Genomic DNA, 25,485 nt, shown 5'->3' with positions numbered 1-25,485 from the left:
AGGGAATAAAATATTTAAATATTTATCTGTTAAGTTGTTTGGTCTGTAACCAGTATGATGTGGACTGGTAGGCAGATATGGCATCATTTACCAGCTTTTGATCTATGTTTTTCAATAGTTTTTCTGTATAGTAAAGCTTAAATTCCGGAGCTAAGTTACTTTTTTCCAGCTCTAAAGAGTATTGTTTTATCTTTTTTATCGGAGAGATAATCGTTAAATGCCCGTCTTTTACAAAGCCCAGGTCCTGATAGGTAGCAATATAAGCTTTAGGCTGAAATTCCTGTTTAAGAACGTCCTGGCCTAAAAACCTGGATTGGTAGCTAAAGTTTAAAAGACCGAAAACCGTTGGCATCACATCAATCTGAGACATCAGTTTGTCAAATTTTTGAGGTTGGATAAAACCTTCTGAAAAAACCAGAGCAGGGATTCGGTATTTGTCCATCGGCAGTTCTGTATTTCCGGCACTTGATGCACAGTGATCTGCAATAATTACAAAGACTGTATTTTTATACCAGTTTTGTTTTTTAGCCATATTAAAGAACAGCCTAAGGGAGTAATCCGTATATTTTACCCCTCCTTCACGGGATTTTGATGTTCCGGGAATGTCTATTCTTCCATCCGGGTAGGTGAATGGTCTGTGATTGGAAACAGTCATCCAGTGGTTAAAGAATGGTTTTCCGGATTTTGCTTCTGCATTCATAACCTGTATTGCTTTCCTGGCCATATCTTCATCCGAAACACCCCATACATTGGCGAAAGTAATTTCTTCAGGCTTAAAATTATTCCGGTCTACAATACCATAGCCATTTCCTTCAAAGAAATCCTGCATATTATCAAAATAACTGTATCCTCCATATAAAAACCTGACATCATATCCTTTGGATTTGAAAACATTTCCGGTTGTAAATTTATTTTTATTGTCATTCCTTTTGATGACACTCTCTCCTGCAGTAGGAGGAATACAAAGCGTTAAAGCTTCCAGGCCGCGAACCGTACGGTTACCTGTAGCGTACAGATTGGTAAACATCAGTGATTTTTCTGCCAGGCTATCCAGAAACGGTGTTATCTTTTCAGTATTTCCATAATGTTCCATAAAATCAGCAGAAAGGCTTTCGATAGAAATAAGGACTACATTTTTTTTGGTTTCAGGCTGATCTGCTGTAATATTTCTTAACAAGACCTGTTGTGAGTATTGGCTTAAAAAATTCTTTTCTGCCTGTTTCTGGCTGATTTGTGGGTAGAACTGGAAATAGTCAAGCTCATTATGGGTAAAAGCCCAGTAAAATTTAGGAATTCCATTGGCTTCGATCTCATCTGCAAATACATTACCGGATTTGATCTGCATGAGTGATGGTATGGCCAGCAAACTCATTGCACAGAGTACCATAAAAGTCCCCAATAAGACCATTTTTTGTTTAAAGTCAGGTAACTCCAGCAGTTCTTCTTTTGTCTTTTTATAAATTAATAAAGTAATGGATATGGTAACAATCAGTATCGCAGAAAAAAGTGGAATAACCGGATAGCTTTCCATGATATTTCCGATCACTTCGTTGGTATAGATCAGATAATCAACTGCAATGAAATTATAACGTACACCAAACTCATTGTAAAAAAAGTATTCGCTTACTCCATTGAAAATAATGAGAAGGACATACAGGAGGAGTGTAATAAAATATAGCGCATTACGGATCTTTATCCTTTGAGCGGGAAGAAAAAGCATCAATCCAAAGAAAACTATTTTCATTCCTACAAATGCCATAGTTATTTCCATTATTGATCCCCCGTACTGTTTGAATATGTTGTTTGGAATAAGCCATACGTAAAGGAAGAACAGGATAAGTACACTCAAAATGATATAGCCATATGGCTTTTTATATTTTGAGTTGGAAAGAAATAAAAAATAAAGTGCTAATAATGAACTGGCCAGTATGAATACAAAGATGTCATTCAGAAGCCCGATAAAGAGAACTTTTAGAACTTCGAAAAAGCCAAAACTGGCAGTGGTAATAGGATGAAAAAAGAATATAATCCTTATTATAAGAGAAATAGCAAGATAAAAAACGCCTAAATATAGGAAGGGTTTTATTTTTTTTAAAAACATGTCGGGCTGTTTTTATAATTTTTGCAAAGATAGTTTTTGTACGCAAGTTTTAACATAAAAAAAATAAAATATCGCTCTTATTAGTAAGATTTATGAATTTAAAGAGGTGAAGCTTTGCAGAGGTTGTCATTCTATTGTTTGTCAGAAAGGTTTTACAATTCAATAAAAAAGGACTATTAAAATAGTCCTGTATGCTGTTAAGTTTTACTCAATTATGAGTTTCCGAAACCGATATTCCCTTTTTTATCTGAAAGCTTCCTTTTGAAGTCAATCATCTGTAAAGCTGTTACAGCGGCTTCAACGCCTTTGTTCCCCAGGTTACCACCGCTTCTTGCAATAGATTGTTCTTTGGTATCATCCGTCAGTACACAGAAGATTGTAGGTGTGTCAGTCATGATGTTGCAATCCTTTATTCCCTGTGCTACAGCAGAGCATACATAATCAAAATGAGGAGTTTCGCCACGGATAACACATCCTATCGAAATTACAGCATCGTATTTTCTTTCTTTACAAAGCTGCATACTGGCATAACTTAATTCAAAAGCTCCGGGTACGGAAAAAAGTTTGATATTTTCAGGTTTTACGCCTTCTTTTTCAAGAATTTCTAAAGCTGCATCACGAAGATTGTACGTTACAAAATCATTCCACTCAGAAAAAACAATGCCGATAGAAAAATCTTCGGCATTGGTTATATGAAGTGGCTTGTAATCGGAAAGATTAACTGTTGCCATTTTTTAATAATATTTAGTCATTTCAATATAAGAATCAGACATTCCATTGTCATAATCCTGATATTTTTCATCAATTGTAGTGAAGTACTTTTTAGCTTCAGGATTCTTTTTTAGTCCTAATGCTACAATACCTGCCTTTCTTGTAAAGAAATAAGTGGTGTATGGGTCATCAGATGCTGTTGCTGCTTTATCTAATAAAGCCAGAGCTTCATCATTTTTGTTAAGACCTGATTTAGCATCTGCCATAGCTCCATATTTCAGGGCCATTAATGTTTTGTTATCCGAAGAAAATTTATCCAGAAGATCATATGCTTCCTGGAATTTTCCTTCTTTGAACTTAAGTAAACCAGCATTGTAAGCTGAAAGCTGACCTACACTTGTTCCTGAATAATCATTATAAGTACCCACGAAACCAGGATTTGCAGCAGACTTTCCTCCTAATGCCTCTTTATCTTTACCTTCTGTAAGATTCTTTTGAGCAGCAAGGAAACTTTTTACAGCTTCAGCGTTCTTAGGAGCAACTACAAATTGCTTGTATGCAAAGAAGCCAAGAACTCCTAAAACTAAAGCTCCCAATACAATACCTAAAGGTTTTGAATATCTCTCAAGAAGCCTTTCAGCATTTAAAGCCTCTCTGTCAAGGTCTTTAAAGAACTCAACTGTTTCTTTACCTTCTTGCTCATGTTGAGCATTCTTTCCCAATTTTGCCATAAATTCTTAAAAATTGAATTGCAAATTTAATTGTTTCTTAATGATTTACAAAATACTTTAGGTGCATTATTCCTTAAATATCCTGAATTATTACTATTTAATTATAAAAATACTTCGTAAACGTCATTTACGAAGCATTAATTTTTTATCAAAAATCAGTATTCCAATATATGGTAAACCTCAGCACCGAATTTTTTTAGTTTTTCATCACCATTTAAGCTTTTGAGTCCAATAAGGAAACTAAACTGAGCTACTGTAGCCCCTTGTTTTTCTATCAGTTTTGCTGCTGCTTCTGTAGTTCCTCCGGTTGCAAGAAGGTCATCATGAATTAATATTCTCTGACCTTTTTTGATTTGTCCTTCGCGGGTCTCTATTTCAGCACTTCCATATTCCAGGTCATATTTTTCAGAAATAATAGGAGGAGGCAGCTTACCCTTTTTCCGGATCAGAATGAATGGTACTTCCAGCGCCACTGCAATAGCAATTCCAAATAAATAACCCCGGCTTTCTATTCCGCATACAGCATCTACTTTCCCTTTACTGGCTGCAGCCAGATCAGCAATTACTTCTTCATAAAGTTTAGGGTCTAAAAAAATAGGCGAAATATCTTTAAACTGAATACCGGGAATTGGAAAATCAGGGATATTTTCAATGGTATTTTCTAATTTTTTTATCAGATCTGCTGAAGCCATTTATTGATTTATTTTATAGCTGGAAATTTTCCAGTCTCCATTTACATTTTTAAGTCCGAATGTTACCTTCAAAGAAGTCGTTTTGCCATTTTTATCTGTGACATCGTAAGTAGCATTTACACTGGCTCCATTAGGATTTGCAGCATTTGTTGTAATGTTTTTCACACTTACGTTTTTTACAGATCCGAATCCTGAAGTAGGGTTTGAAAAAGATTCATAGCTTCCCCAGCTTGGATTATTGGAAACGTCATAAGCTGCCTTAAGGTTTTGAGAGCTTACACTGTTTAAAAATTTACTTACCGTATTTTTAGGGTCAGTTGTTGGCTGTTTAGGAGTGGCTGGGGCTGCAGGCGTAGCTGCACCAGGTTCTGTAACAGAAGGTACCGTGGCTGCAGGATTGTTTGGATCTATAACAGCGCCAGGTTGCTGGGATATATCTGTGGTATCTGTTTTAGGCACTACAGGTACTTTAAGAGCTGCTGCATTAACATCAAGTCCGATCTTGGACATTTTGAAAGTCTTTGCCGTTGTTTTTACTGAAACCGTAATATCTATTTTATTATCTACCACTTTTGCAGCAGGAATAGAAGAAAATTTAAGATTAAAACCTTTAAAATTATTATCCTGCATCAGGTTTTTAGCCGTTGACAGCCTTACTCCGTTACTGAAAACTTCTAATGTAGTTTCCAGACCTGCACCAGTGAAAGATACCGGGTTTCCGGCAGCATCCACAAGCCGGGGAATAATCTGAATGGCGGTTGGAGCTCCGTTTCCATCATCTCCGGTTGGTCTTGTAACAAGACTTAAAGCTCCTGCTTTTACATCATTAGGATCACTTTCTTTTGCTTTGTCATCTCCGAAGATATTCATTTCTCCAAGTGATGGTGGAGCTGTACTAGCCCATTCTATTCCATTTTTTTGAGCAACCTCATCAGCGAGCGACATGATCTCAGGAACTTTCTTTCCATCAATTAGTTTTCCAAGGGCTTTTAGTTCATTTATATCGCCGTCAGCTTCCACACCAAATGTTTTCAGGATATAAAGAGCTTCATTAAACTTAATCTGTTTAATGGTTGGCAGGCTGGAGGTCATATCATTGATACTGGTCTGCAGCGTTTTAGTATTCGTAGCATCTACATGATCTTTCTTACATGCTGTAAAAAGCAATAGACTGAAAACAAGTAGAAAAGAAAACTTTTTCATTTTTATTTGGTTTGTTGCAAATTTAATAAAACCTTTATTAATAGAGGATTTTATTTTTTGTTTTGTTTTTCTTTCAGATTTTCTTTAAAGAAAGAACTGAATATGGTTTGCATATTGGGGAAAGAAGGATCCTGCCAGTACGGAGTTTTGTAGTGGCTGTATTCCGGACTGAACTTTACATTTTCAATATTATTTTCATTACTAAAGCTGATCTCCGTCGTATAAAAGTTTGCGTAGGATATAATCTGATTATAGTTTTCTTCACTTTTATGTTTTAGTTTTATGAAGAGGATTTCATTGAATTCAAGCAGGTCCTTGAGTGTTTTTTTTGATCCTGGTTCAAAAGCAATATTCTGGATTCCCCTTATATCAAAAAAACGGAAGCCAAATAAAGCAAATTCTTTTTGCTGAAGATATTCCCCTGTTATTTCTATTTCATCTTTTGCGTTACTCTTAAGCTCCTTAATCCGTATGTTTTTCTTTTTGTATTCGTTCAGTGTTCCTGCTTTTTTCATTTTTGGAACATCTAAGGAACTCCCATAATCCCAACTGGAAGTCTGCTTTTTTTCCTGTTTGGGATCTGATAGCCTATAGATTCTATATTGCTCAACATTAGCGCTTTTGAGTTTCTTGCTTTTATTGTCAAATATGTAGGTTACAATTCCATCTGCATACCCATTCAATTTACTGTTTACCGTAACATAAGCATTAAAATTTCCTTTCAGGTAAATATATTTTGATGGTTTATTGTTTTTAATGATGACGGCTTCTATTTCTTTTACCTGATCATTGATCTTAATGACAGGCTGGTCGAAATCCGAATAAGATAGTATTCCTACAGGTAAATTATTGTAAACGAGCTGATATTTTTCCTGAGATGGAAGTATGGACTGCTTTTCAATTTTTCCGTCAATATCAGAATATGCGAGAATGTTACCGTCTTTTCCAAATACTGAGACTTTAGGTAATGGAGTATTACTTTTTTCAGATATAAAGGTGATGGTTTGTGAATTGATAAAGATGAAAAAAAAGAGTAATAAAATGCAGATAGGATGAGTTTTTTTCATAGCTGTATATTTTGACAGATGTGAAATCAGCTTTAATGATAACAGAAGAATAGACTGCCACTTTTGTCCATAAAAAAAGACTGATTGCTAAAACAATCAGTCTTTTATAGTTTTATTTTGTTACAAGTCCTTAGAAAGGATACTCATAAATTTCAGATTCGTGTAAGAATGGGTTTCCTGTAGGAATCAGCTTAAGTTTAGATAAAGCTGTAAGTACAGTAAACATAAATAACCCTGCTACAAATAGGATAGCTCCTACAATTAAAAGGAATACTTCGGGAGTTTTCCAGTATGGTCCTACGGTTCCCGGCATTACCATGTTGAAGTAGTCTAATATATGTCCTAAAAGAACAACTACTGCCATTGTTGTAACTACTTTATAGTTTCTCTTGATGCTGCTGCTTACTAAAACCAATAATGGTAATAAGAAGTTGATAATCAGCATTGGTAAGAAAGTAGGAGAGTAGTGCTGGAATCTGCCGAAGAAGTAGTTCACCTCTTCCGGAACGTTTGCATACCAGTAAAGCATGAACTGAGCAAACCATGTATATGTCCAAAGCATACTTGTAGCGAAAAGGAATACTCCTAAATCGTGTAAGTGGTTGTCATTGAACTGTGGTAAGAAACCGTTTTTCTTAAGATAAACACTTAATAGGATGATTACGGCAATACCACTTGAAAGGCAGCTAACCATTGAATACCAGATATACATTGTAGAATACCAGTGTGGGTCAATAGACATCAACCAATCCCAAGCCCAAGCAGCAGATGCGAAACCGAAGAACGCAATATATCCTACTGACCATCTGTAAAGCATTTGGTACTCTACCTTAGATTTGGTTTCGTCTACTTTTTTAGACTGTGCCTTTAATTTCCAGGCAAAGAAAGAAGCTCCTAATACATAGATTAAAGTTCTTACTGCATAGAAAGGGATATTTAAGAATTTTTTCTTTTCGAATAAGATCACATCAAAATGAGGAGAATCCGGATTTGTCAATTCAGGGTCCATCCAATGGAATAAGTGCCCGTTATGAGTGATATTTAAAATCATCAGGATTACTAAGATTGCACCACCATAAGGGATATAAGAAGCAATTGCTTCCATTACCCTTGTAATAATGATTGGCCATCCTGCATGTGCAGCGTGCTGAATAGAATAGAAGAATAATACGCAGCAGCTTACTCCAAAGAAAAATACAGCTACAAAATGTATTGCTGCTAAAGGCTGGTTATGAACCTGCATCGTAGCATGCTCTAAGTGAGCAGCATGATCCTGAGGTCCAACCATTTCACTTGAATGTGTAGGAGCTGTGTGACCTGAAGCATGAACAGCTTCCATCATTTGTTCTATTTTTTCAGTAGAAATTCCTTTATTCATAAAGAAACCAATACCGAACAGAACTAAACCTACAACAAGAAGTATTATAGAAGTTGATTTTAATTTTGGTGAAAAACTATACATTTCTTTTCTTATTTTTTAGTTTCGGTAGTCGTTTCAGTTGTTGCTGGTGCTGCTTCTGTAGCGGCTGCCGGTGCTGCTCCTTTTTTGAAAGCACTCATTACATACATAGCCACTCTCCATCTGTCTCCCGGGTTTAGTTGTCCCGCATAAGATCCCATCGCATTTCTACCGTTAGTTAATACATAATGAACAGATCCTACAGTTACTTCTCTGTCAGCATAATTTGGTACTCCAGAATATGCTCCGCTTTGTACTATTGGTCCCTGCCCATCTCCACCTACACCGTGACAAGCAGCACAAGTACGCTCAAATAAGAACTTTCCTCTTTCAATATCCTTTGCGGCATTCGCCGGATTTAAAGGAGAGGCAGTAATCTTTTTGGAAGCATCATAACCTGCATTATACTCATCAACATTCTTTGGCAATAAGCTTTCTTCGAAAACTCCATCTTTGTTCTGAGCAACACTCCCTTCTACTGGAGAAAGACCTGTAGCTCCATTATTTTTAACGAAAGCAGGAATTTCATTTTCATGATCTGAATATGCATCCTGAGCTTTCATCAATGGATCATAAGCTACCGGAAAATACATGTCCGGGAAATATACCAATGGTACATTTTCTTTTGGCCCGCAAGAGTTAAGTAAAACTGTTGTTAAACCTAAAACTGCTGTAATTTTTAATACATTCTTTTTCATTTTAAGCATCTTTAACAGTTATTTCTTCAACTCCAGTTTCAATGAGTAACTGCTTTACAGATTCTACATCATCAGTTACAAATTCCATCATGAATTTATCATCAGTAGTTCTCGGATCTGGATTCTGAGCCGGAGCACCCGGGTACATTTTATTTCTAACCAGGAAAGTTAAAGACATCATGTGAGCTGCACAGAATACCATTAATTCAAACATTGGAACTACGAATGCCGGCATATTGTGTCCCCAGTCAAATGCTGGTTTACCACCGATATTCTGAGGCCAGTCATGATTCATTACATACCAGGTTAAAGTAGCACCGATAGTAACTCCATAACAAGCATAGATGAAAGCTGCATCAGAAATCCTGGTTTTCTTTAAACCTAAAGCTTTATCTAGCCCGTGAACCGGAAACGGAGTATAAACCTCGTTTATTTTGATTCCTTTATCGTTGAATGCTTTAACGCCGTTCATCAAATCGTCGTCGTCAGCATAAAGTCCGTATACAATTTTAGTGGTGCTCATCTCCTTCTTTTGCTTTATAAGTTTCACCTGAGATTTTCAAAATCGATTTTAATTCAGCCTGTGCAATTACAGGGAATGTTCTTGCGTATAATAAGAATAATACAGAGAAGAATCCGATAGTTCCTAAGTATACACCCACATCAATGATCGTTGGTTTAAACATTGTCCATGATCCTGGTAAGTAGTCTCTTGAAAGGTTAATAACAATGATATCAAAACGCTCGAACCACATACCGATGTTGATGATCAATGCAACGATAAATGTCCAGATAATGTTTGTTCTTAATCTCTTGAACCAGAATGAAGCTGGTACAACAAGGTTACAGATGATCAGTGACCAGAATGCCCACCAGTAAGGTCCTACAGCAGCACCTGGAGACAGGTATGTGAAATCTTCAAATCTTGATCCTGAATACCATCCGATGAAATATTCAGTAGCATAAGCTACCGTTACCATACCACCCGTTAAGATGATTACGATGTTCATGATTTCGATATGATACATTGTAATATATTCTTCCAGGTGACAAACTTTTCTGGCAACCAATAATAGGGTCTGTACCATTGCAAATCCTGAGAAGATCGCCCCGGCAACGAAGTAAGGAGGATAGATTGTTGAGTGCCATCCTTTAATTACTGAAGTTGCGAAGTCGAAGGATACGGTTGTGTGTACTGAGAATACAAGTGGAGTTGCCAAACCTGCAAGAACCAAAGAAAGTTCTTCAAATCTTTGCCAGTGTTTTGCTTTACCACCCCAACCGAATGCAAGGAATGTATAAATTTTCTTAGTCCAAGGCGTCTTTGCTCTGTCTCTGATCATTGCAAAGTCAGGGATTAGTCCCATGAACCAGAATACAGTTGATACTGAGAAATACGTAGAGATTGCAAATACGTCCCAAAGTAGAGGAGAGTTGAAGTTCCCCCAAAGAGAACCGAACTGGTTTGGTAATGGGAATACCCAGTAACCAACCCAAACTCTACCCATGTGAATTACCGGGAAGATTGCCGCCTGTACAACCGCAAAGATCGTCATTGCCTCTGCAGATCTGTTTACAGACATTCTCCATCTCTGTCTAAATAATAATAATACCGCTGAGATTAGGGTTCCGGCGTGACCAATACCTACCCACCATACGAAGTTGGTAATATCCCAACCCCAGTTAATAGTTCTGTTAAGCCCCCATGCTCCAATACCTGTTCCGATAGTATAAGCGATACATCCGAATCCATAGATGAATAGAACTAAGGCAGCATATAATGAGATCCACCATAATTTACCTGCTCTTTCTTCGATAGGTCGTGCAATATCTTCTGTGATATCGTGATAAGTTTTGTGACCAATAATTAGAGGTTCCCTTATCGGAGCTTCGTAATGTCCTGACATTTTTTACCTATTTATTATTTAAACTTTATTTTTCTACTCTGTTTCTTACTTTAGTATGATAGAACACGTTTGGTTTTGTTCCGATCTCCTCCAGTAAATAATATCTTCTGTTTGAAGCATATAGCTTTCTCACTTCAGACTCTTTATCATTCATATCTCCAAATGTCATTGCTCCTGTAGAACAAGCTTTAGAACAAGCAGTCTGGAATTCTCCATCCTTCACTTTTCTTCCCTCTTTCTTCGCCTCAAGAATTGTATTCTGAGTCATTTGGATACACATTGAACATTTCTCCATTACCCCTCTAGTTCTTACAACTACGTCCGGGTTAAGTACCATTCTTCCTAAATCATTGTTCATGTTGAAATCGAACTTATCATTTAGGTTATAAGTAAACCAGTTGAAACGTCTTACTTTGTACGGGCAGTTGTTTGCACAATATCTTGTCCCGATACATCTGTTGTAAGCCATATGGTTTTGACCTTGCTTACCGTGTGAAGTAGCCGCTACCGGACATACCGTTTCACATGGAGCGTGGTTACAGTGCTGACACATTACCGGCTGGAAGATTACATCCGGATTATCAGCAGGGTGGTTCAATGCACCTCCTTCTTTGTTGAATGCAGTACCGTATAGTTCTGGTACAGCCATTCCTTCTTTTAATCCTTCATATACTTCTACCGTCTGTCTTGAAGAATAGTAACGGTCAATTCTTAACCAATACATATCTCTTGACATTCTTACTTCTTCTTTACCTACAACAGGAACGTTATTTTCTGCCTGACAAGCGATGATACAAGCTCCACAACCCGTACAAGAGTTCAGGTCAATAGATAAGTTAAAGTGAGGACCGTCTGTGTCATCGAACGCATCCCAAAGGTCAATTTTTCTTGCAGGAAGAGCTCCGCTGATCGTATGATACTCCAAAGGCTTATTCCATCCTTTATGCTCATCATCGAAAGGAACATTGATGAATTCAGCTAAAGGAACTTCTTTTGCGATCTCATAACGGCCCATCAATGTATTTTGAAGCTGGATACCTGCGAATTCGTGATCTTCTCCCGTTTTTTCAATTTTAACACCTGAAAGAACAAGGTTTGAACCATCAAATAAAGGATAAGCATTTACCCCTGTATCTGCAGTTGCTCCAGAATTTTTCTTACCATAACCAAGCGCAAGACCTACTGATCCTTCTGCCTGTCCTGGTTGTACGAATACCGGAACATCTTTTATTGTCACTCCGTTTACAGTAAGGTTTACGATAGAACCATCTAACTGCATTCTTGCGTTAAGGTCATTATCGATTCCGAACTTTTCTGCATCTTTCGGAGAAATTGTCAGATAGTTATCCCAAGACATTCTTGTGATTGGATCAGGTAGTTCTTGTAACCAAGGGTTGTTTGCCTGAGTTCCGTCTCCCATTGAAGTCTTAGTATATAGTACTAATTCTAATTCAGAAGCCTTAAAGTTCCCTAATTCAGCAACGGCCTGTGCTGCATTTCCTCCTGCGTAAGATAATGTTGCTGCGTTGGAAGAGGTATTGATACCGTTGTACAATGCTTTGTTGAATGAAGTACCACCTAATATAGTAGCTGCATTAGCTTTTAAATAATCGTAGTAATTATTGGCTGCATTGTTTTTTCCATTCTTCCAAACCAATAAAGACTCTTCAATCTGTCTTGATTTGTAGATTTTCTGAATAGTAGGCTGCATTAATGAATATACTCCTGTCTGAGGTTCAATATCTCCCCAGGATTCTAACCAGTTTGCTACCGGAATTACAGCTTTCGCTGCTTTGTACATTTCATTTTTCTTATCAGCTACTGCGATTACATAAGGAACCTTTGATAAAGATTTTTTGAAATCTTCACCTTTTGGATGAGAGTAAATCGGGTCTACATTGTTGGCGATCAATACACCTACCTGACCTGCGTTAACCCATCCCAGGAATTCCTGATATCTTGCTTTATCAAATTCTTTCAGGAAGTTGGCTTTCCCAGTGAAAGCTACTGAACCTAATTTCTGGTTGATTAAGTGTGCTAAAACCTGTGCTCCTTTTGAACCATCAGCAAAAACAACAGCTTTGCTTCCTTTTGCCTTAAGTTCATTAGCAATTTCAGTTGCGGTCTTATCAGAAGTACCACCTCCTACGATTGCATTGTAAACCTCAACTAACGTTTTGTTTACAGCACTTGGTTTTAATCTGTATCTTGAGTCAGCGTTTGCACCAGTTAATGACATATTAGACTCCACCTGAATGTGTCTTAACATGTTTGGACCCGGTTTTCTTGCTGCTGCGTAAGATGTTTCTAAGCTTGAAGCATTATAGTCTCCTAAGAAGTCAGCCTGGAAAGAAACTACCAATTCAGAACCTTTAAGGTCATAAACCGGCAAGGCTCTTTGTCCGAATACTTCCTGAGCAGCATCTAATGCTGCTGAATATGGGAAAGCATCATACGTTACTAATTCTGCAGTAGGATATTTTGCTTTAAATTCAGCGAATAATTTTTTGAATGTAGGTGAAGCGAAAGAATGTGATAATAACACAATCTTTTTACCTGATGCTTTAGCCTCGTCTAACCCTTTAAGAACAAAACTGTCTACTTTATCGAAGGTTTCGTCTTTGCCGTCTAGTTTAGGCTGTTTTACTTTATCATTATCATAAAGAGAAAGTACACTTGCCTGAGCTCTTGCATTAGTTTTACCTAAATCACCAGCTGCTGGGTTGGGTTCTATTTTGATAGGTCTCCCTTCACGGGTTTTTACTAAAACACTAGCAAAATCGAAACCGTCAAAATATGTTGAAGCGTAATAATTAGGGATTCCCGGAATAATATCGTGTGGTTTTACCACATAAGGAATCGTTTTGATTACCGGAGCTTCACAGGCAGCTAATGTTACAGCTGCTGTAGAGAATCCTAATAGTTTTAAGAAGTCCCTTCTTGAAGTACTTGATCCGTTTTTCTCAGCATCTCCAAGGAAATCTTCTACCGGAATTTCTTCCTGAAACTCTTTTTGAGCCAGCTTATTATTTAAAGCCGGATCTTTAAGTTCATGAATACTTCTGAATTGTATTTTGTTTGAAGCCATTTATACTTCTAATTTTTTAGTTATTAATAATGACATTTACCACACTCAAGACCTCCAATTGCATCTACTGTGATCTTACCTCCATCCTGAGGGTATTGTTTTTTCAACTTGTCATGTAGATTTTTGAAGTACTCTTTATTATAACCGTTGTTCATATCAACCTCAGTAGTTCTGTGGCACTCGATACACCATCCCATAGTGAAGTCGTTAGCCATTTGAACAACATTCATTGTATCAATTTTTCCGTGACAAGCTTTACAAACAACATCAATTTTGTTGTTAGGGTTTTTCTTATTGAAAGAATTAATGATCGCCTGTTCACCTGCAACAACGTGCTGAGAGTGGTTGAAATACACGAAGTCTGGCATGTTGTGGATTCTTGTCCATTCAACCGGTTGTGTTTTTCCTGTGTATTGTTGTTTTGCAGGATCCCAACCTGTTGCAGCGTAAATTTTCTGGATTTCTCCGTCATAGAACGCTTTATCTTTACCTGGCTCAAGATATTTGCCATTGTACTCGGAAATTGTTCTGTGACAGTTCATACAAACATTCATAGAAGGAATTTCAGATACTTTTCCGTATTTAGCACTAGAGTGACATAACTGACAGTCAATTTTGTTTTCTCCAGCGTGGATTTTGTGAGAGAAGTAGATAGGTTGTTCAGGTTTGTACCCTTTGTATACACCAATCCACATTAGCCAGTTCCATACTCCGTAAGCGGCCAGGATAGCCAGAATAGCTAATGCTGCTTTACCAATATAATGGAACTTTTCATACATTTCTTTAAACGAACGAACTCTGCTTTCGTTAAGTCCTGCAAGATCTTCAGATTGCCCTAGTTTAACCAATTGTCTTAGTTTAACCAAGATCCAAACCAATAAACCTGCGATCGCTAAAAGAGAAATGATAACAATGTTTGTAGTAGTTTTGTCTGCTGGTGCAGCAGCTGCAGTATCTCCGGCTGGAGTTGTTTCTGCTGTTTTTTCCGGTTCAGGAGCCGGAGGATTAGTTGTAAAAGCTAAAATGTCGTCTATATCCTTGTCAGAAAGATTTGGAAAGACCTGCATTTCAGTCTTGTTATACTTTTCAAAAATCTCATTGGCGTATTTATCCCCGGAAGCTCTTAAAGCTTTGTTGTCTTTGATCCACTTGTGAAGCCAATCTTTGTCTACACCACCTTCTGTCTTTACACGTTCTACGACCCCTTTTAATGGTGGCCCAATAACCTGTTTGTCCAGCGCGTGACATGCAGTACAATTCGCTTTGAAAAGTTTCTCTCCGTTTTTAGGATCGCCGTCTTGCCCGTAAAATGAAGCACTGGTTGATAGCAATAAGCCTATCGCGATCAACGTTTTTTTATAATGCTTTCTCCAACTAATCATTTAAATTATCTTATGTTAGTAAAATATTGAACATTCAATCAATTCCGCAAAAATAATATTTTTAACAGTAATTTAACGGCATATAAAAAGGGGAAAATGTCATTTAAGGTTAATTTGTATTGATTCTAAATAACCTGTTTGGTATAGTTTTTTAATTTGTATAAATTTGCGGAAACAAGTTTAAATGAGAAATTTGATTAAAATATTTTCGATATTATCATTATTTGGTTTTTATAGTATTGAAGCCCAGCAGGTTGTTAAGAAAGATACCCTTTCAGGAACAGAACTTGTCATGACAATGGATTCTAAAATAAGTGCTGCTCTGGAAGGAATTGAAGGTAAATGTTCAAGGAGTGTGGCAAATAATTCGTCCAGAGACAATAGTAATATTGACAGTGGTATCTCTACCGGAAGTATTGCAAGACCTCCTAAAATCTATGTGCCGAACAGAGAGCTTACCAACGCTGAAATTTGTAAAAAGAACCCTAGGATCTTAGGGTTTAAAATTCAGATCACAACGGTGAAAAGTAATGAAGAAGCAAATGAAGTAAAATCTTATTTCAGAAAAAGATTTCCAAATCTGAAAGTAGAAACAGATGCTTCTTTAAGACCCAACTATAAAATTTTGGCAGGAAGTTATTTCACAAAACAAAGTGCAGCCGGTGATCTTTCAAGAATCAGAGAATATTTCAAATCTGCAGTTGCAGTTCAATACAGAATTTTCTGTGCCGAGGCAAAATAATAAAGCAGGTTTGATCTGAATAATATATAGTCGGGATGATATGCTTTTCCCGGCTTTTTTATTGATAATAGGTTTCCAGGAACCAGAAGAATTCTGACATTCTATACCAGTTGTTGGCCAGCAGGTAAACGAACAATATGCAAACAACTGAAGTCAGGAATATTATTGTTTTTGGAGATGTCCTGTATGCGTAAAAAAGCCATCCTATCAGCAGGGGATAAATAAAAATGAAGTGGCCTCCGTAAATATATGAAGTATGTAACCCGAATCTCATGAAGCAATGTATCAGTAAATCAACAAAGAATGATAAGGCTATGGTCTGAACCCATTTGTTGTTAAAATTTTTTAGATAACTCCAGCTGATCAGTACAACTAATATTGCAATGAAAATGTAGGAAAATAAAGATGAATACAGGTCCATATAAAGGGCTTTAAAGGAAAAGCCTTTCATATTATGTTTGTCAGAGATGATGAACCCGGGAAATAAAATATTTCCCCCAAAAAAGAAAGAAAGGATCATATCCCAGCCAGCCATGGATTCTACATTGGAGAATTTTTCATATTGCTGATTGGTTTTTGAAAAGATATTCTGATATTTGAAGTCAATTCTGTTTAGGTAAAGGAGTGTATAACAGATTATTGCAATTGCTACCCTTATCGCTGCATTTCCAAATTTTTTCCAATCTCTGAAAATACCTTTTTCAAAAGCCAGTGGAATAAAAACTTTTATCAGATTGGTTATGGTGAGCCCGCCAATGGTAATTGTGGCAAGTGTCAAGGCTGCAGCTGGTGTTTTCTGTTCTTTTTTTAGCTTTATGGCTGCATAATAATTGTATAAGCTAAGTAAAAAAAGAGTATACGTAAAGTTTTCAGGAGTAAAGGAAAGAATAATATTGGTAGAGAATACTCCGAAAAACAAAATAATCAGAATATTTAGCCACAGGGGGAGTTTAATGATATATTTTAGATATTTAAAAATCTGAACAATATTCAGGGTAATGATGATATTGCTGAGCCAGGCAAGTGTAAGTCTGAACGTGGTATCCATCTTGCCATTAGAAATAAAGAGACAGAATTCTCTGATCCAATTGAAAAAATAATATGATAAAGGGTGTCTTTCAAAGCTGCCCCCTGTCATGAGAATAGATTTGTTGTCAAAACTGAAATAGGCATCCCACGGAATTCTGTTATCAAATATGATTCTGTAATTCAGTGCGATATAAGACCCTAAAGCTCCATAACAAGTAATAAAAAACAGGAAGACAGCCAATTCAGCGTAAGTGGATGGAAATACAAGCTTTAAAAAATTAATGATTTTTATTTTGATAAAAGACACGTGTCAATTTTTTTGCAAAAGTAAAAATAAAAAGCTCACCGTATAGAGTGAGCTTGAATATTCTGCAATGATAATTAAAATAAAAGTATTATTCTTTAACAATTTTTCGGGTAGAGCTGCTGCCATCAGTAAAGATAACCTTTAACACGTAATTTCCTTTTGGAAGTGCGGAAATGTTTAACTTTTCAGTGCTTTCCTGTTGTAATGCTTTCCCTGTTATATCAAAGAGTGTTGATGATTTGATATTCTTATCTGTTCTGATGTTTATTTCGCCTTTTGTCGGATTCGGGTAAATTTCCAAAGATGCTCTTTTAGAAGCAGCTTCATGTGTTGCCAGGGTGCCGCTTCCCAGAACTTGAACGTCATCAATGGAAACCGCATCAGCGTCATTTGCTACATATCTGAATCTTATCTGAACGTTCGCTTGCCCTGCGTATGCAGATAGATCCTTTTGGACAGATACTGTATTATAGAAATCTGTATCCGGATCAAAGTCACCATCATCGGTAAATCCTGTTTCAGTATCTTCATCCCAAAGGGTCGTCCAGGTTGTTCCTCCGTTTGTGGATATTTGTGCAAGAAGGTTACCCAAATCCTGATCAATCATATATGACCAGCCAACTACAACCTTGAATTTGAGAACTGGGTTAGTTGTTCCTGCTAAGCTAAATGCAGGGCTTACAAGATTAGCTGTATTATTTTGCGCTATATAGTCTATTGCTGCGGATGTTCCGTTTATAGAATAAGTAACAATGGCATCAGCGCCGCTTGATGGGAAAGTGGATGCTACATTGGATGGTCCCCATTGTCTTGAAGCAAGGGTTGCCGACTTTGTCCATCCGGTTGGTGGAACTACATCAAAAGTTTCAGATAGTATTGTTTGTGCATTGCTGCAAAAACCTGATAATAATGCTAAAGATAGTAGAGTTCTTTTCATGTTAAATATTTTTTTCTAAAATTAGCAAAATTTTCTAATATGATATTTATTTCTTATTAAATAATTAAAATTTTTAATATTTTATCAAGAGCTGCATGAAAGCATAGAACATCCGGCAATATCATTATACCTGTCAGGTCTTTTGACTGAGAATTCAGGATATATTTCTTTATACGGATTCTCGAGAGCTGTGGTCAGCTTTTTTAACATGCTATTGTTCCCATTACTGATTTCTTCAATGCATTCATAAAGAAGATAGTTTCTCAGAACGAATTTTGGATTTGTTTTTTTCATGATTTCCAAAGATTCTTCCCTTGATATAGTATTCAGGCTTAATCGTAAATGGTATCTTCGAATGAAATCATTCAGTTTTTTTATATACTCTTCACCAAGAACAGTGTAGGAAATATCCTGGAAATATTCTTTTAGATCAGTATCTTCAGTTAAATTTTCCAGGCGGCTGAAGAATAAAGTATAGTCCAGCTGAAGCTCCTGCATTAAAGCCTGCCAGTTGGTGAAGAAATCCTCATCATCCTTATTCAGTGTATCAAAACCAAATTTTTTACAAAGCATTTTGTCATGTGTATTCCAGAAATAAGTGCCAAAATTATTCAATGTGTCTTCTAAAAATTTTTCATCTTTAATTAATGGATACAATGCATTGGCCAGCTGCCACAGATTCCACTGTGAGATCTGGCCCTGCTTTCCAAAGGCATATCTTCTTCCGGGAAGATCGGTTGTGTTTGGAGTAAAGTTAAGGTCATACTCATCCATCATCGAATAAGGGCCATAATCGATAGTTAAGCCCAGAATAGACATGTTATCTGTGTTCATGACTCCATGCACAAAACCTACCCTGAACCATTCAACGGCTAAATCTGCTGTCCGGGTGCAGACGCTTTGGAAAAAATCCTTATAACGCTGAATGCCGGTTGATATGATCTCAGGAAAGTAATTTTCAATGGTAAAATCTACCAGTTCCTGCAATGTTTTATATTCCTTTTGTGAGGAGAGTAATTCAAAATGCCCGAAACGAAGGAAACTTTCAGCTGTCCTTATAACAACTGCTCCCTTTTCCAATTGTGGGTTTCCATTATACATGATATCTCTGATCACTTCTTCTCCTGTAAGAGCAAGGCTCAGGGCCCTGGTAGTGGGGATGCCAAGGTGGTGCATAGCCTCACTCATCAGATATTCCCGTACAGAAGACCGAAGTACAGCCCTTCCATCTGCATGTCGTGAATAAGGAGTTGCTCCGGCTCCCTTCCATTGTATTTCTGTCTTTTTTCCTTTGTTTTCAATCTGGCCTGCAAGTATAGCTCTGCCGTCACCAAGTTGTCCTGCCCAGTTCCCAAACTGATGCCCTGCATAAGCTGTTGCATAAGGCTGAATGTTTTCAGGAAGATTATTGCCAACCAGAAAATCCAGGTCTTTTTCTTCAAATTTACCAAGCCCTATTTCTTCAGACAGGTGTTGGTTAAATGCAATCAGTTTAGGATGCTCAAAACCTGCAGGAGAAATTGTGGCAAATAATACTTTAGGGGTGTTTCTCTGCATCGGGTTGCCGGAAAAGTCTCCCGGAAATTTCCTGATAAAAGGCTGGGTGATCTGTTCAATATTCATAGATCAAAGGTATAAATTATAAAAGAAAAGACCTTTCAGATTATTGAAAGGTCTTGTATATTTTTAAAAGAGAATTTATTTATTGAAATCTACCTCATCATTGGAATGCAGGTTTTCATTAATATTATCCTCTTTCTTTTCTGCAGGTTTTTTAGGTGTAGGGTCTACAGGTCTTGGATTTTTGATCTCGTCAATGGTCTGGAGACTGCCATCATCTCCATATCCGCCTCCTAATCCTTTAAGGTTCGAACAGCCATCTTTCCAATCCGAAGGTTTGGTGAATTTATCATCTGGCGTAATACCCAGACTCTTATCTGCCCAGACTTTTTTCATAAAAATAGCCCATATCGGAAGTGCCATTTTTGCTCCTTGTCCTTCACCTGTTCCAAAGAAGTGAGTTGCCCTGTCTTCCCAGCCAACCCATGCTCCGGTTGCCAACTTTGGTGTAATTCCCATAAACCAACCATCGGAGTTGTTCTGTGTTGTACCTGTTTTGGCAGCAATCTCAACAGCTTTTGAAATTCCTCTTCTTCCCAGTTCTCCGGAAGCAGTACCATATTGTGCCACCCCTTTCATTAATTCAATCATGGTATAGGCGTATAGTGGGTTCATGACCTCTTTAGGCTCTACATTTACCTCTTTGATCACTCTTCCGTTGGCATCTTCAATTCTCCAGATCATTTCCGGTTTGTTGTAGTTTCCGTAGTTGGCGAATGTACTGTAGGCACCAAGCATTTCATAGATGGTGATATCTGATGAACCAAGGGCAATTGTATTGTTTCTTGGAATATCTTCCGTTACTCCCAAGTCTCTTGCGGTCTGGATTACAGCATCTACTCCTGTCATTTCAATAAGTCTGGCTGCAATCGGGTTTTGAGAGTGTGCCAGTCCATCTTTAAGAGTAAGCATTCCTCCTCTTCCCGGTACATGCCATCCATTATGGTCATAAGTTCCGTTGGAAACGGTTGAACAAGGGGTCATTCCCAATTTCATAATAGCTGTCGCATATACAAAAGGTTTGAATGTAGATCCTACCTGTCTTTTTCCTTGTTTAATGTGGTCATATTGGAAGTGTTGCCAGTCAATACCACCTACCCATGCTTTGATCTCTCCGGTCCCCGGAACCATAGACATCAGCCCGGCTTGTGCAATCTGCTTGTGATATCTGATAGAGTCCCAAGGTGACATTTCAACCTCTTCTTCTCCGTTCCATGTAAATCGTGAAGTTTTGATCGGTTTTTTAAACTCCATCATGATGGAATCTTCAGGCATACCGTCCGCTTTTAGTAATTTATATCGTCCGGTTCTTTTCATGGCCTGAACCATTACATCTTTGATCTGCTTATCGGTAAGGTAGTAGAATGGTCTGTTCTTTCTGCCTCTTTGCTCAGCATCAAATCTTTTTTGCAGATCTGTTAAGTGTTCCTTAATCGACTCTTCTGCATATTTCTGCATCTTGGAATCAAGGGTTACATATATTTTTAAACCATCTTTATAAAGGTTTAGTTTTTTACCGGTTTCCTTTTCATAGGATTCAAGATACTTGTCAATTTCTTTTCTCAGATAAAATTTATAATAAGCAGAATAACCATCAGTAATACTTTTGATAGGGTGAAAGTCTACTTCAACTGGTGTATTGATGGCTTTTTCGTATGTAGCTGCATCAATATATCCTGTTTTCTGCATCTGATCCAAGACAACATTTCTTCTTTCTTTAGCTTTTTCCGGATATCTGTATGGATTATTCTTTCTTGGGTTTTCAAGCATTGCTACAAAAGTGGCTGCTTCCGGTAAGGTAAGTTCCGAAGTTTTTTTATTGAAATAAACTCTGGATGCCATTTCAATACCATTGGCATTAAAGAGAAAATCAAATTTGTTAAAATATAGGGTAATGATTTCCTCTTTAGTGTATCTTTTTTCAAGGCTTACTGCTACTACCCATTCTTTAAGCTTCTGAAAGGCTCTTTCAATTTTATTCTGAGAAGCGTTTCCGGTAAAAAGGAGTTTAGCCAGCTGTTGGGTAATCGTAGAACCTCCTCCACGTCCACCACCATATGCTACTGCCCTGGCTACAGAGTAAAGATCAATCCCGGAATGTTCCTTGAAACGCTCATCTTCTTTAGCCTGTAAAGCATAGATAAGGTAGGGAGGCAGATCTTTGTACACAATAGGTTGTGTTTTTTCTTTTTCAAATTTACCCAAAATAACACCATCAGAAGAGATGATTTCAGAAGCGACGAAGATGTCAGGATTTTCGAGTTCTTTCACATCGGGCATTTCCCCAAGAAACCCTTGAGAAACTGCAAAGAAAAGTCCCGAAATCCCTAAAACTACCGCAATGAGCCCAATCCAGATGAACGAAACCCATTTTCTCCAAGAGGTATCTTTCTTTTTTTTGGGAGGCAGAGGGAATGTTTTCCCTTTATTTCCTGTATTTTTTTTGTTTTCTTCCATTTATGGTTACGGTTTAGCCGTTTCTATTTTTATCCCAATATCTTCAATTCCGGGAAGGTCGTCGTTTCTCATTGCCTGAACCAGGCCAATCTCATATTTACCTTTTCCCGGAAATTTGTAATTCAATTTATACTGAAACAATGTTTCCTTCGTATCTCCAAAGCCTGTACCAAGCCATTCTCCATTAGGTTTCGCCAAAACATAATTCAGAGTGTCAGTTTCCTTTTTTTTACTCTGCAGATCGGTGAAATTCACAATAAACCTTATATTGCTATAAGGATAATTGTTATTGTTTCTTACAACAAATATAATATTTTTAGGATTTTGCGGATCTGAAACTTCAAGATTAAATTTTTGCTCACTTTTCTTATTCCATTTGTTGTTAACGGAATTCATAATAACATTCTCTCCCGAAGAAGAGGAGCAGCTAAAGAAAAGGATAAGGGAAAATAATCCTGAAATTCTACGCATTTTTATCTTTTTTTGGAGGATATTTCTTTTTAAATTTCTTCTTATTCGGATTGTTTTGTGGTTTTTTATCCGTGTCTGAAGTGGCTACTGTTTTTTCTGCCGGTGTTTTTTGTTGCGGCTTCTGTTGTTGTTTAGGGGCATTCCCTGAATTAGCATTTATGTTGTCAGCTTTTTCAGATTTGTCAGATCTTTCCGGTCTGTTTCTTTTTTGTCCCTGCTGATGATTATTTTGCTTATTCTGGTTATTTCTGTTCTTATTTCCTCTGTTTTTCTTTTCAAAGCGGTCTACATTGTTTTCCTGAATGAGGTCAATGCTTTGAAGTGATGATTCAGGTTGTTTCAATTCTTCCAGTGGAAGGGTCTTTTCACCACGCTTATTTTTTGAGATTAACTTTTTAACAAGGTCGATGTCAAAATCATACCATGCAATGGAGTTTTCTACATATGCAAACCACATTTTCTTTTTGAAAACATCAATTTTGATACAGAATGCCTTCCCTTTTTCAGTCTCTAAAGTGGTAGAAGAGGATGGGAAGTTACTTAATGCATCCAGGTAGCTGTCCAGCTCATAATTAAGACAGCACTTAAGCTTGCCACACTGGCCTGCCAGCTTTTGAGGGTTGATGCTCAATTGCTGATATCTGGCGACATTTGTATTAACAGACCTGAAATCCGTAAGCCATGTTGAACAGCAGAGCTCACGTCCACAAGAACCGATACCGCCAACTTTTGCAGCTTCCTGTCTGAAGCCGATCTGTTTCATATCGATCTTTGTTCTGAACGCACCCGCATAATCTTTAATCAGCTGTCTGAAATCCACCCGGTTATCAGCAGTATAATAAAAGGTGATTTTTGAGGCATCTCCCTGATATTCTACATCGGTAACTTTCATTTCAAGGCCCAGTCTCTGGGCTATTTTCCTGGCTTCAAGCTTTACGGCATCTTCTTTCTTTCTTGCTTCCTGCCATACCTCAAGATCCTTTTGGTTGGCCTGTCTGTATATTTTCAGTGCAGATTCTTCAGAAGCTTTTTTCTTCTTCATCTGAATCTTTACTAATTCTCCAGTGAGGCTTACTACGCCTACATCGTGTCCCGGACTAGATTCTACTGTAACTACACTACCTATATGTAAAGGAATATTATTTACATTCTTATAAAACGATTTTCTGTCATTTTTAAATCTAACTTCAACAAAATCACACCTGTTAGGTGCCGGATTGTTAATGTTAGAAAGCCAGTCAAAAACACTTAATTTATAACTATTCCCGCAGGTATTTACATTTTCACAGCCATTTGCGGTCTTCTTAGGACCACAAGAATGTGCAGAATCGCCGGATGTTTTACATCCACAACTCATATTACTATTATTTATAATCCTGCAAATTTATGTATTTTTATCTTTATGCAATTCTAAAATATTTAAATATTCAATAAGGTTATTGTTTAATGTTAAACAAATTGTATAAGTGTGTTTCTTCATATCCTTAAGTGTTTATAATTAATGCACTTGAAACGGTTTTTCCTTGAATTGTTATTTTAAACATAATTTTCTTTTAAGATATTGTTTAAAATATTGGGAAATATTAACAGGCGTATCCAAAATAATTTTATATTTGGGTTATATAATAATAGTCTATGAAAAAAATATTAGTATCAACTGCTTTATTGGCGGGGGTTTTAGCTTATGCAGGAGGCTTCAGGGTTTCTCTGCAGGGGGTAAAACAATTGGCAATGGCACATACTAGTGCTCATGCCGAAGATGCAAGTGTGGCATTCTTTAACCCGGCGGGTATGTCATTTATCCCTTCCAAGCTGAGTATAGTGGCAGGAGGGTTCGGTGCAAGTAATAAGGTTACTTTTCAAAACTTAAATACTTTACAAAGTACAGAAACAGATAACCCTCTGGGAACTCCTATCTATGCAGCGGTTACTTATAAACCTATTGAAAATCTATCCGTAGGATTCAGTTTTTCAACGCCATTTGGAAGTACAATTCAATGGCCTGAAGACTGGGAGGGACGGGAGCTTGTTCAGAAAATGGAGCTGAAAAGTTTCTATTTCCAGCCAATGGTTTCAGTTAAACTGGCGCCTTGGGTAGCTTTTGGTGCAAGTTATATTTATGCAAAAGGAAAAGTAGACTGGGATAAAGCGGTAACACAATTCGGAGGAGAGCTTAATATTAATGATGAAAAAGCAAGCGGACACGGGTATGGATTTGGTTTTTATTTCAGACCGGATCCGAAGTTGGATGTGAGTATTGCTTACCGTTCACCAATAGATATGAAAGCGAAAAACGGGACAGCAACATTTAGATTCCCATCTCAGTCAATCTATCCTTTACTGGGGTTAAATCCGGCAACAGGACAGGATAAATTCTCGGCGACACTTCCTTTGGTTGAAGAATATACTGTCGGTTTAACTTATAAGGTAACTCCGAAATGGCAGATTTCCGCAGACTTTAACTATCATGGATGGGAAAGATATAGTAAGCTGGTATTGGATTTTGAAAACGCTCCGGTTGGAAACCAGGCAGATCCTACAGTTCTTGTAAATCCTAAGAACTTCAGAAATTCAAAAACTTTCAGATTAGGAACCCAGTATGCGTTCAGTAATATGATTTACGGACGTTTGGGTGCTTATTATGATGAATCGCCATATAGTGATGAAAACTTTATTCCTGAAACACCATCGTTTAACACCTATGTAATTACGGGTGGGGTAGGGTTCAAGTTAAAACAATTTGGAATTGACCTTGCAGGAGGATATGCAATGCCTCAATACAGAGATGTAAATAATGCCAATATCGGACTTTACGGACAGGCAAAAGCAAAAGCATTTTACTTTGGTCTAGGTTTATCTTATAATCCTTTTTAATTGAAGACT

Annotated in this window: 20 protein-coding genes; 2 read left to right on the top strand and 18 right to left on the bottom strand. The window is 37.3% G+C overall.

What is annotated here, in order from left to right:
- Window positions 1–22: 22 nt before the first annotated feature.
- From DRF59_RS03865 to DRF59_RS03810, 12 genes are all read right to left on the bottom strand, one after another.
- Window positions 23–2,101 carry an LTA synthase family protein gene (locus DRF59_RS03865; RefSeq protein ID WP_115956974.1) on the bottom strand — a complete coding sequence of 693 codons (2,079 nt, stop codon included), beginning with the start codon at window positions 2,099–2,101 and terminating at the stop codon, window positions 23–25.
- Window positions 2,102–2,313: 212 nt separating this feature from the next.
- Window positions 2,314–2,832 carry a 6,7-dimethyl-8-ribityllumazine synthase gene (gene ribH / locus DRF59_RS03860; RefSeq protein WP_115956972.1) on the bottom strand — a complete coding sequence of 173 codons (519 nt, stop codon included), beginning with the start codon at window positions 2,830–2,832 and terminating at the stop codon, window positions 2,314–2,316.
- Window positions 2,833–2,835: 3 nt separating this feature from the next.
- Entirely contained in the window at window positions 2,836–3,543 is a 708-nt protein-coding gene (locus DRF59_RS03855) for a YfgM family protein (protein ID WP_115956970.1), read from the bottom strand.
- Window positions 3,544–3,698: 155 nt separating this feature from the next.
- Window positions 3,699–4,235, bottom strand: a complete 537-nt coding sequence (locus DRF59_RS03850; RefSeq protein ID WP_115956969.1) for an adenine phosphoribosyltransferase — start codon at window positions 4,233–4,235, stop codon at window positions 3,699–3,701.
- Complete coding sequence (locus tag DRF59_RS03845) at window positions 4,236–5,438, bottom strand: hypothetical protein (protein ID WP_115956967.1); 1,203 nt, start codon at window positions 5,436–5,438, stop codon at window positions 4,236–4,238. It abuts the gene before it with no gap.
- Between the two features lie 50 nt (window positions 5,439–5,488).
- On the bottom strand, window positions 5,489–6,505 hold the full coding sequence (locus DRF59_RS03840) for a hypothetical protein (protein WP_115956965.1): 1,017 nt from the start codon (window positions 6,503–6,505) through the stop codon (window positions 5,489–5,491).
- 130 nt (window positions 6,506–6,635) lie between these two features.
- Window positions 6,636–7,967: a quinol:cytochrome C oxidoreductase gene (locus DRF59_RS03835; RefSeq protein WP_115956963.1), complete on the bottom strand. Its 1,332-nt coding sequence runs from the start codon at window positions 7,965–7,967 to the stop codon at window positions 6,636–6,638.
- Between the two features lie 8 nt (window positions 7,968–7,975).
- Window positions 7,976–8,671: a c-type cytochrome gene (locus tag DRF59_RS03830; protein ID WP_115956961.1), complete on the bottom strand. Its 696-nt coding sequence runs from the start codon at window positions 8,669–8,671 to the stop codon at window positions 7,976–7,978.
- Entirely contained in the window at window positions 8,664–9,185 is a 522-nt protein-coding gene (locus DRF59_RS03825) for a DUF3341 domain-containing protein (protein ID WP_050021928.1), read from the bottom strand. Before DRF59_RS03825 ends, DRF59_RS03830 begins: the two co-directional genes overlap by 8 nt.
- Entirely contained in the window at window positions 9,172–10,569 is a 1,398-nt protein-coding gene (gene nrfD / locus DRF59_RS03820; protein WP_050021927.1) for an NrfD/PsrC family molybdoenzyme membrane anchor subunit, read from the bottom strand. Before nrfD ends, DRF59_RS03825 begins: the two co-directional genes overlap by 14 nt.
- Before the next feature lie 25 nt (window positions 10,570–10,594).
- Window positions 10,595–13,657: a TAT-variant-translocated molybdopterin oxidoreductase gene (locus tag DRF59_RS03815; RefSeq protein WP_115956959.1), complete on the bottom strand. Its 3,063-nt coding sequence runs from the start codon at window positions 13,655–13,657 to the stop codon at window positions 10,595–10,597.
- 23 nt (window positions 13,658–13,680) lie between these two features.
- Window positions 13,681–15,039, bottom strand: a complete 1,359-nt coding sequence (locus DRF59_RS03810) for a c-type cytochrome (protein WP_115956957.1) — start codon at window positions 15,037–15,039, stop codon at window positions 13,681–13,683.
- 184 nt (window positions 15,040–15,223) lie between these two features.
- On the opposite strand from DRF59_RS03810, the gene DRF59_RS03805 reads away from it, so the two are divergent.
- Window positions 15,224–15,781 (top strand): SPOR domain-containing protein, encoded by a 558-nt coding sequence (locus tag DRF59_RS03805; protein WP_115956956.1) that lies wholly within the window; start codon window positions 15,224–15,226, stop codon window positions 15,779–15,781.
- A gap of 58 nt (window positions 15,782–15,839) precedes the next feature.
- On the opposite strand, the gene DRF59_RS03800 is transcribed toward DRF59_RS03805, so the two are convergent.
- The 6 genes from DRF59_RS03800 to DRF59_RS03775 form a co-directional block, all read right to left on the bottom strand.
- Window positions 15,840–17,117 carry a DUF6080 domain-containing protein gene (locus tag DRF59_RS03800; RefSeq protein ID WP_115956954.1) on the bottom strand — a complete coding sequence of 426 codons (1,278 nt, stop codon included), beginning with the start codon at window positions 17,115–17,117 and terminating at the stop codon, window positions 15,840–15,842.
- Between the two features lie 88 nt (window positions 17,118–17,205).
- Window positions 17,206–18,054 carry a T9SS type A sorting domain-containing protein gene (locus DRF59_RS03795; protein ID WP_115956952.1) on the bottom strand — a complete coding sequence of 283 codons (849 nt, stop codon included), beginning with the start codon at window positions 18,052–18,054 and terminating at the stop codon, window positions 17,206–17,208.
- 84 nt (window positions 18,055–18,138) lie between these two features.
- Window positions 18,139–19,677: a protein adenylyltransferase SelO gene (locus tag DRF59_RS03790; RefSeq protein ID WP_115956950.1), complete on the bottom strand. Its 1,539-nt coding sequence runs from the start codon at window positions 19,675–19,677 to the stop codon at window positions 18,139–18,141.
- Between the two features lie 75 nt (window positions 19,678–19,752).
- Window positions 19,753–22,131, bottom strand: a complete 2,379-nt coding sequence (locus DRF59_RS03785; RefSeq protein WP_115956949.1) for a transglycosylase domain-containing protein — start codon at window positions 22,129–22,131, stop codon at window positions 19,753–19,755.
- A gap of 6 nt (window positions 22,132–22,137) precedes the next feature.
- Entirely contained in the window at window positions 22,138–22,602 is a 465-nt protein-coding gene (locus DRF59_RS03780; protein ID WP_115956948.1) for a gliding motility lipoprotein GldH, read from the bottom strand.
- Window positions 22,595–23,959: a PSP1 domain-containing protein gene (locus DRF59_RS03775; RefSeq protein ID WP_115956947.1), complete on the bottom strand. Its 1,365-nt coding sequence runs from the start codon at window positions 23,957–23,959 to the stop codon at window positions 22,595–22,597. The genes DRF59_RS03780 and DRF59_RS03775 overlap by 8 nt, the downstream gene beginning before the upstream one ends.
- A 278-nt stretch (window positions 23,960–24,237) precedes the next feature.
- On the opposite strand from DRF59_RS03775, the gene DRF59_RS03770 reads away from it, so the two are divergent.
- Window positions 24,238–25,476, top strand: a complete 1,239-nt coding sequence (locus DRF59_RS03770; protein ID WP_115956946.1) for an OmpP1/FadL family transporter — start codon at window positions 24,238–24,240, stop codon at window positions 25,474–25,476.
- Window positions 25,477–25,485: the final 9 nt, after the last annotated feature.

Source organism: Chryseobacterium flavum (genome assembly GCF_003385595.1).
Lineage (GTDB): Bacteria > Bacteroidota > Bacteroidia > Flavobacteriales > Weeksellaceae > Chryseobacterium > Chryseobacterium flavum.
This window is presented reverse-complemented; position numbering and strand designations above follow the sequence as displayed.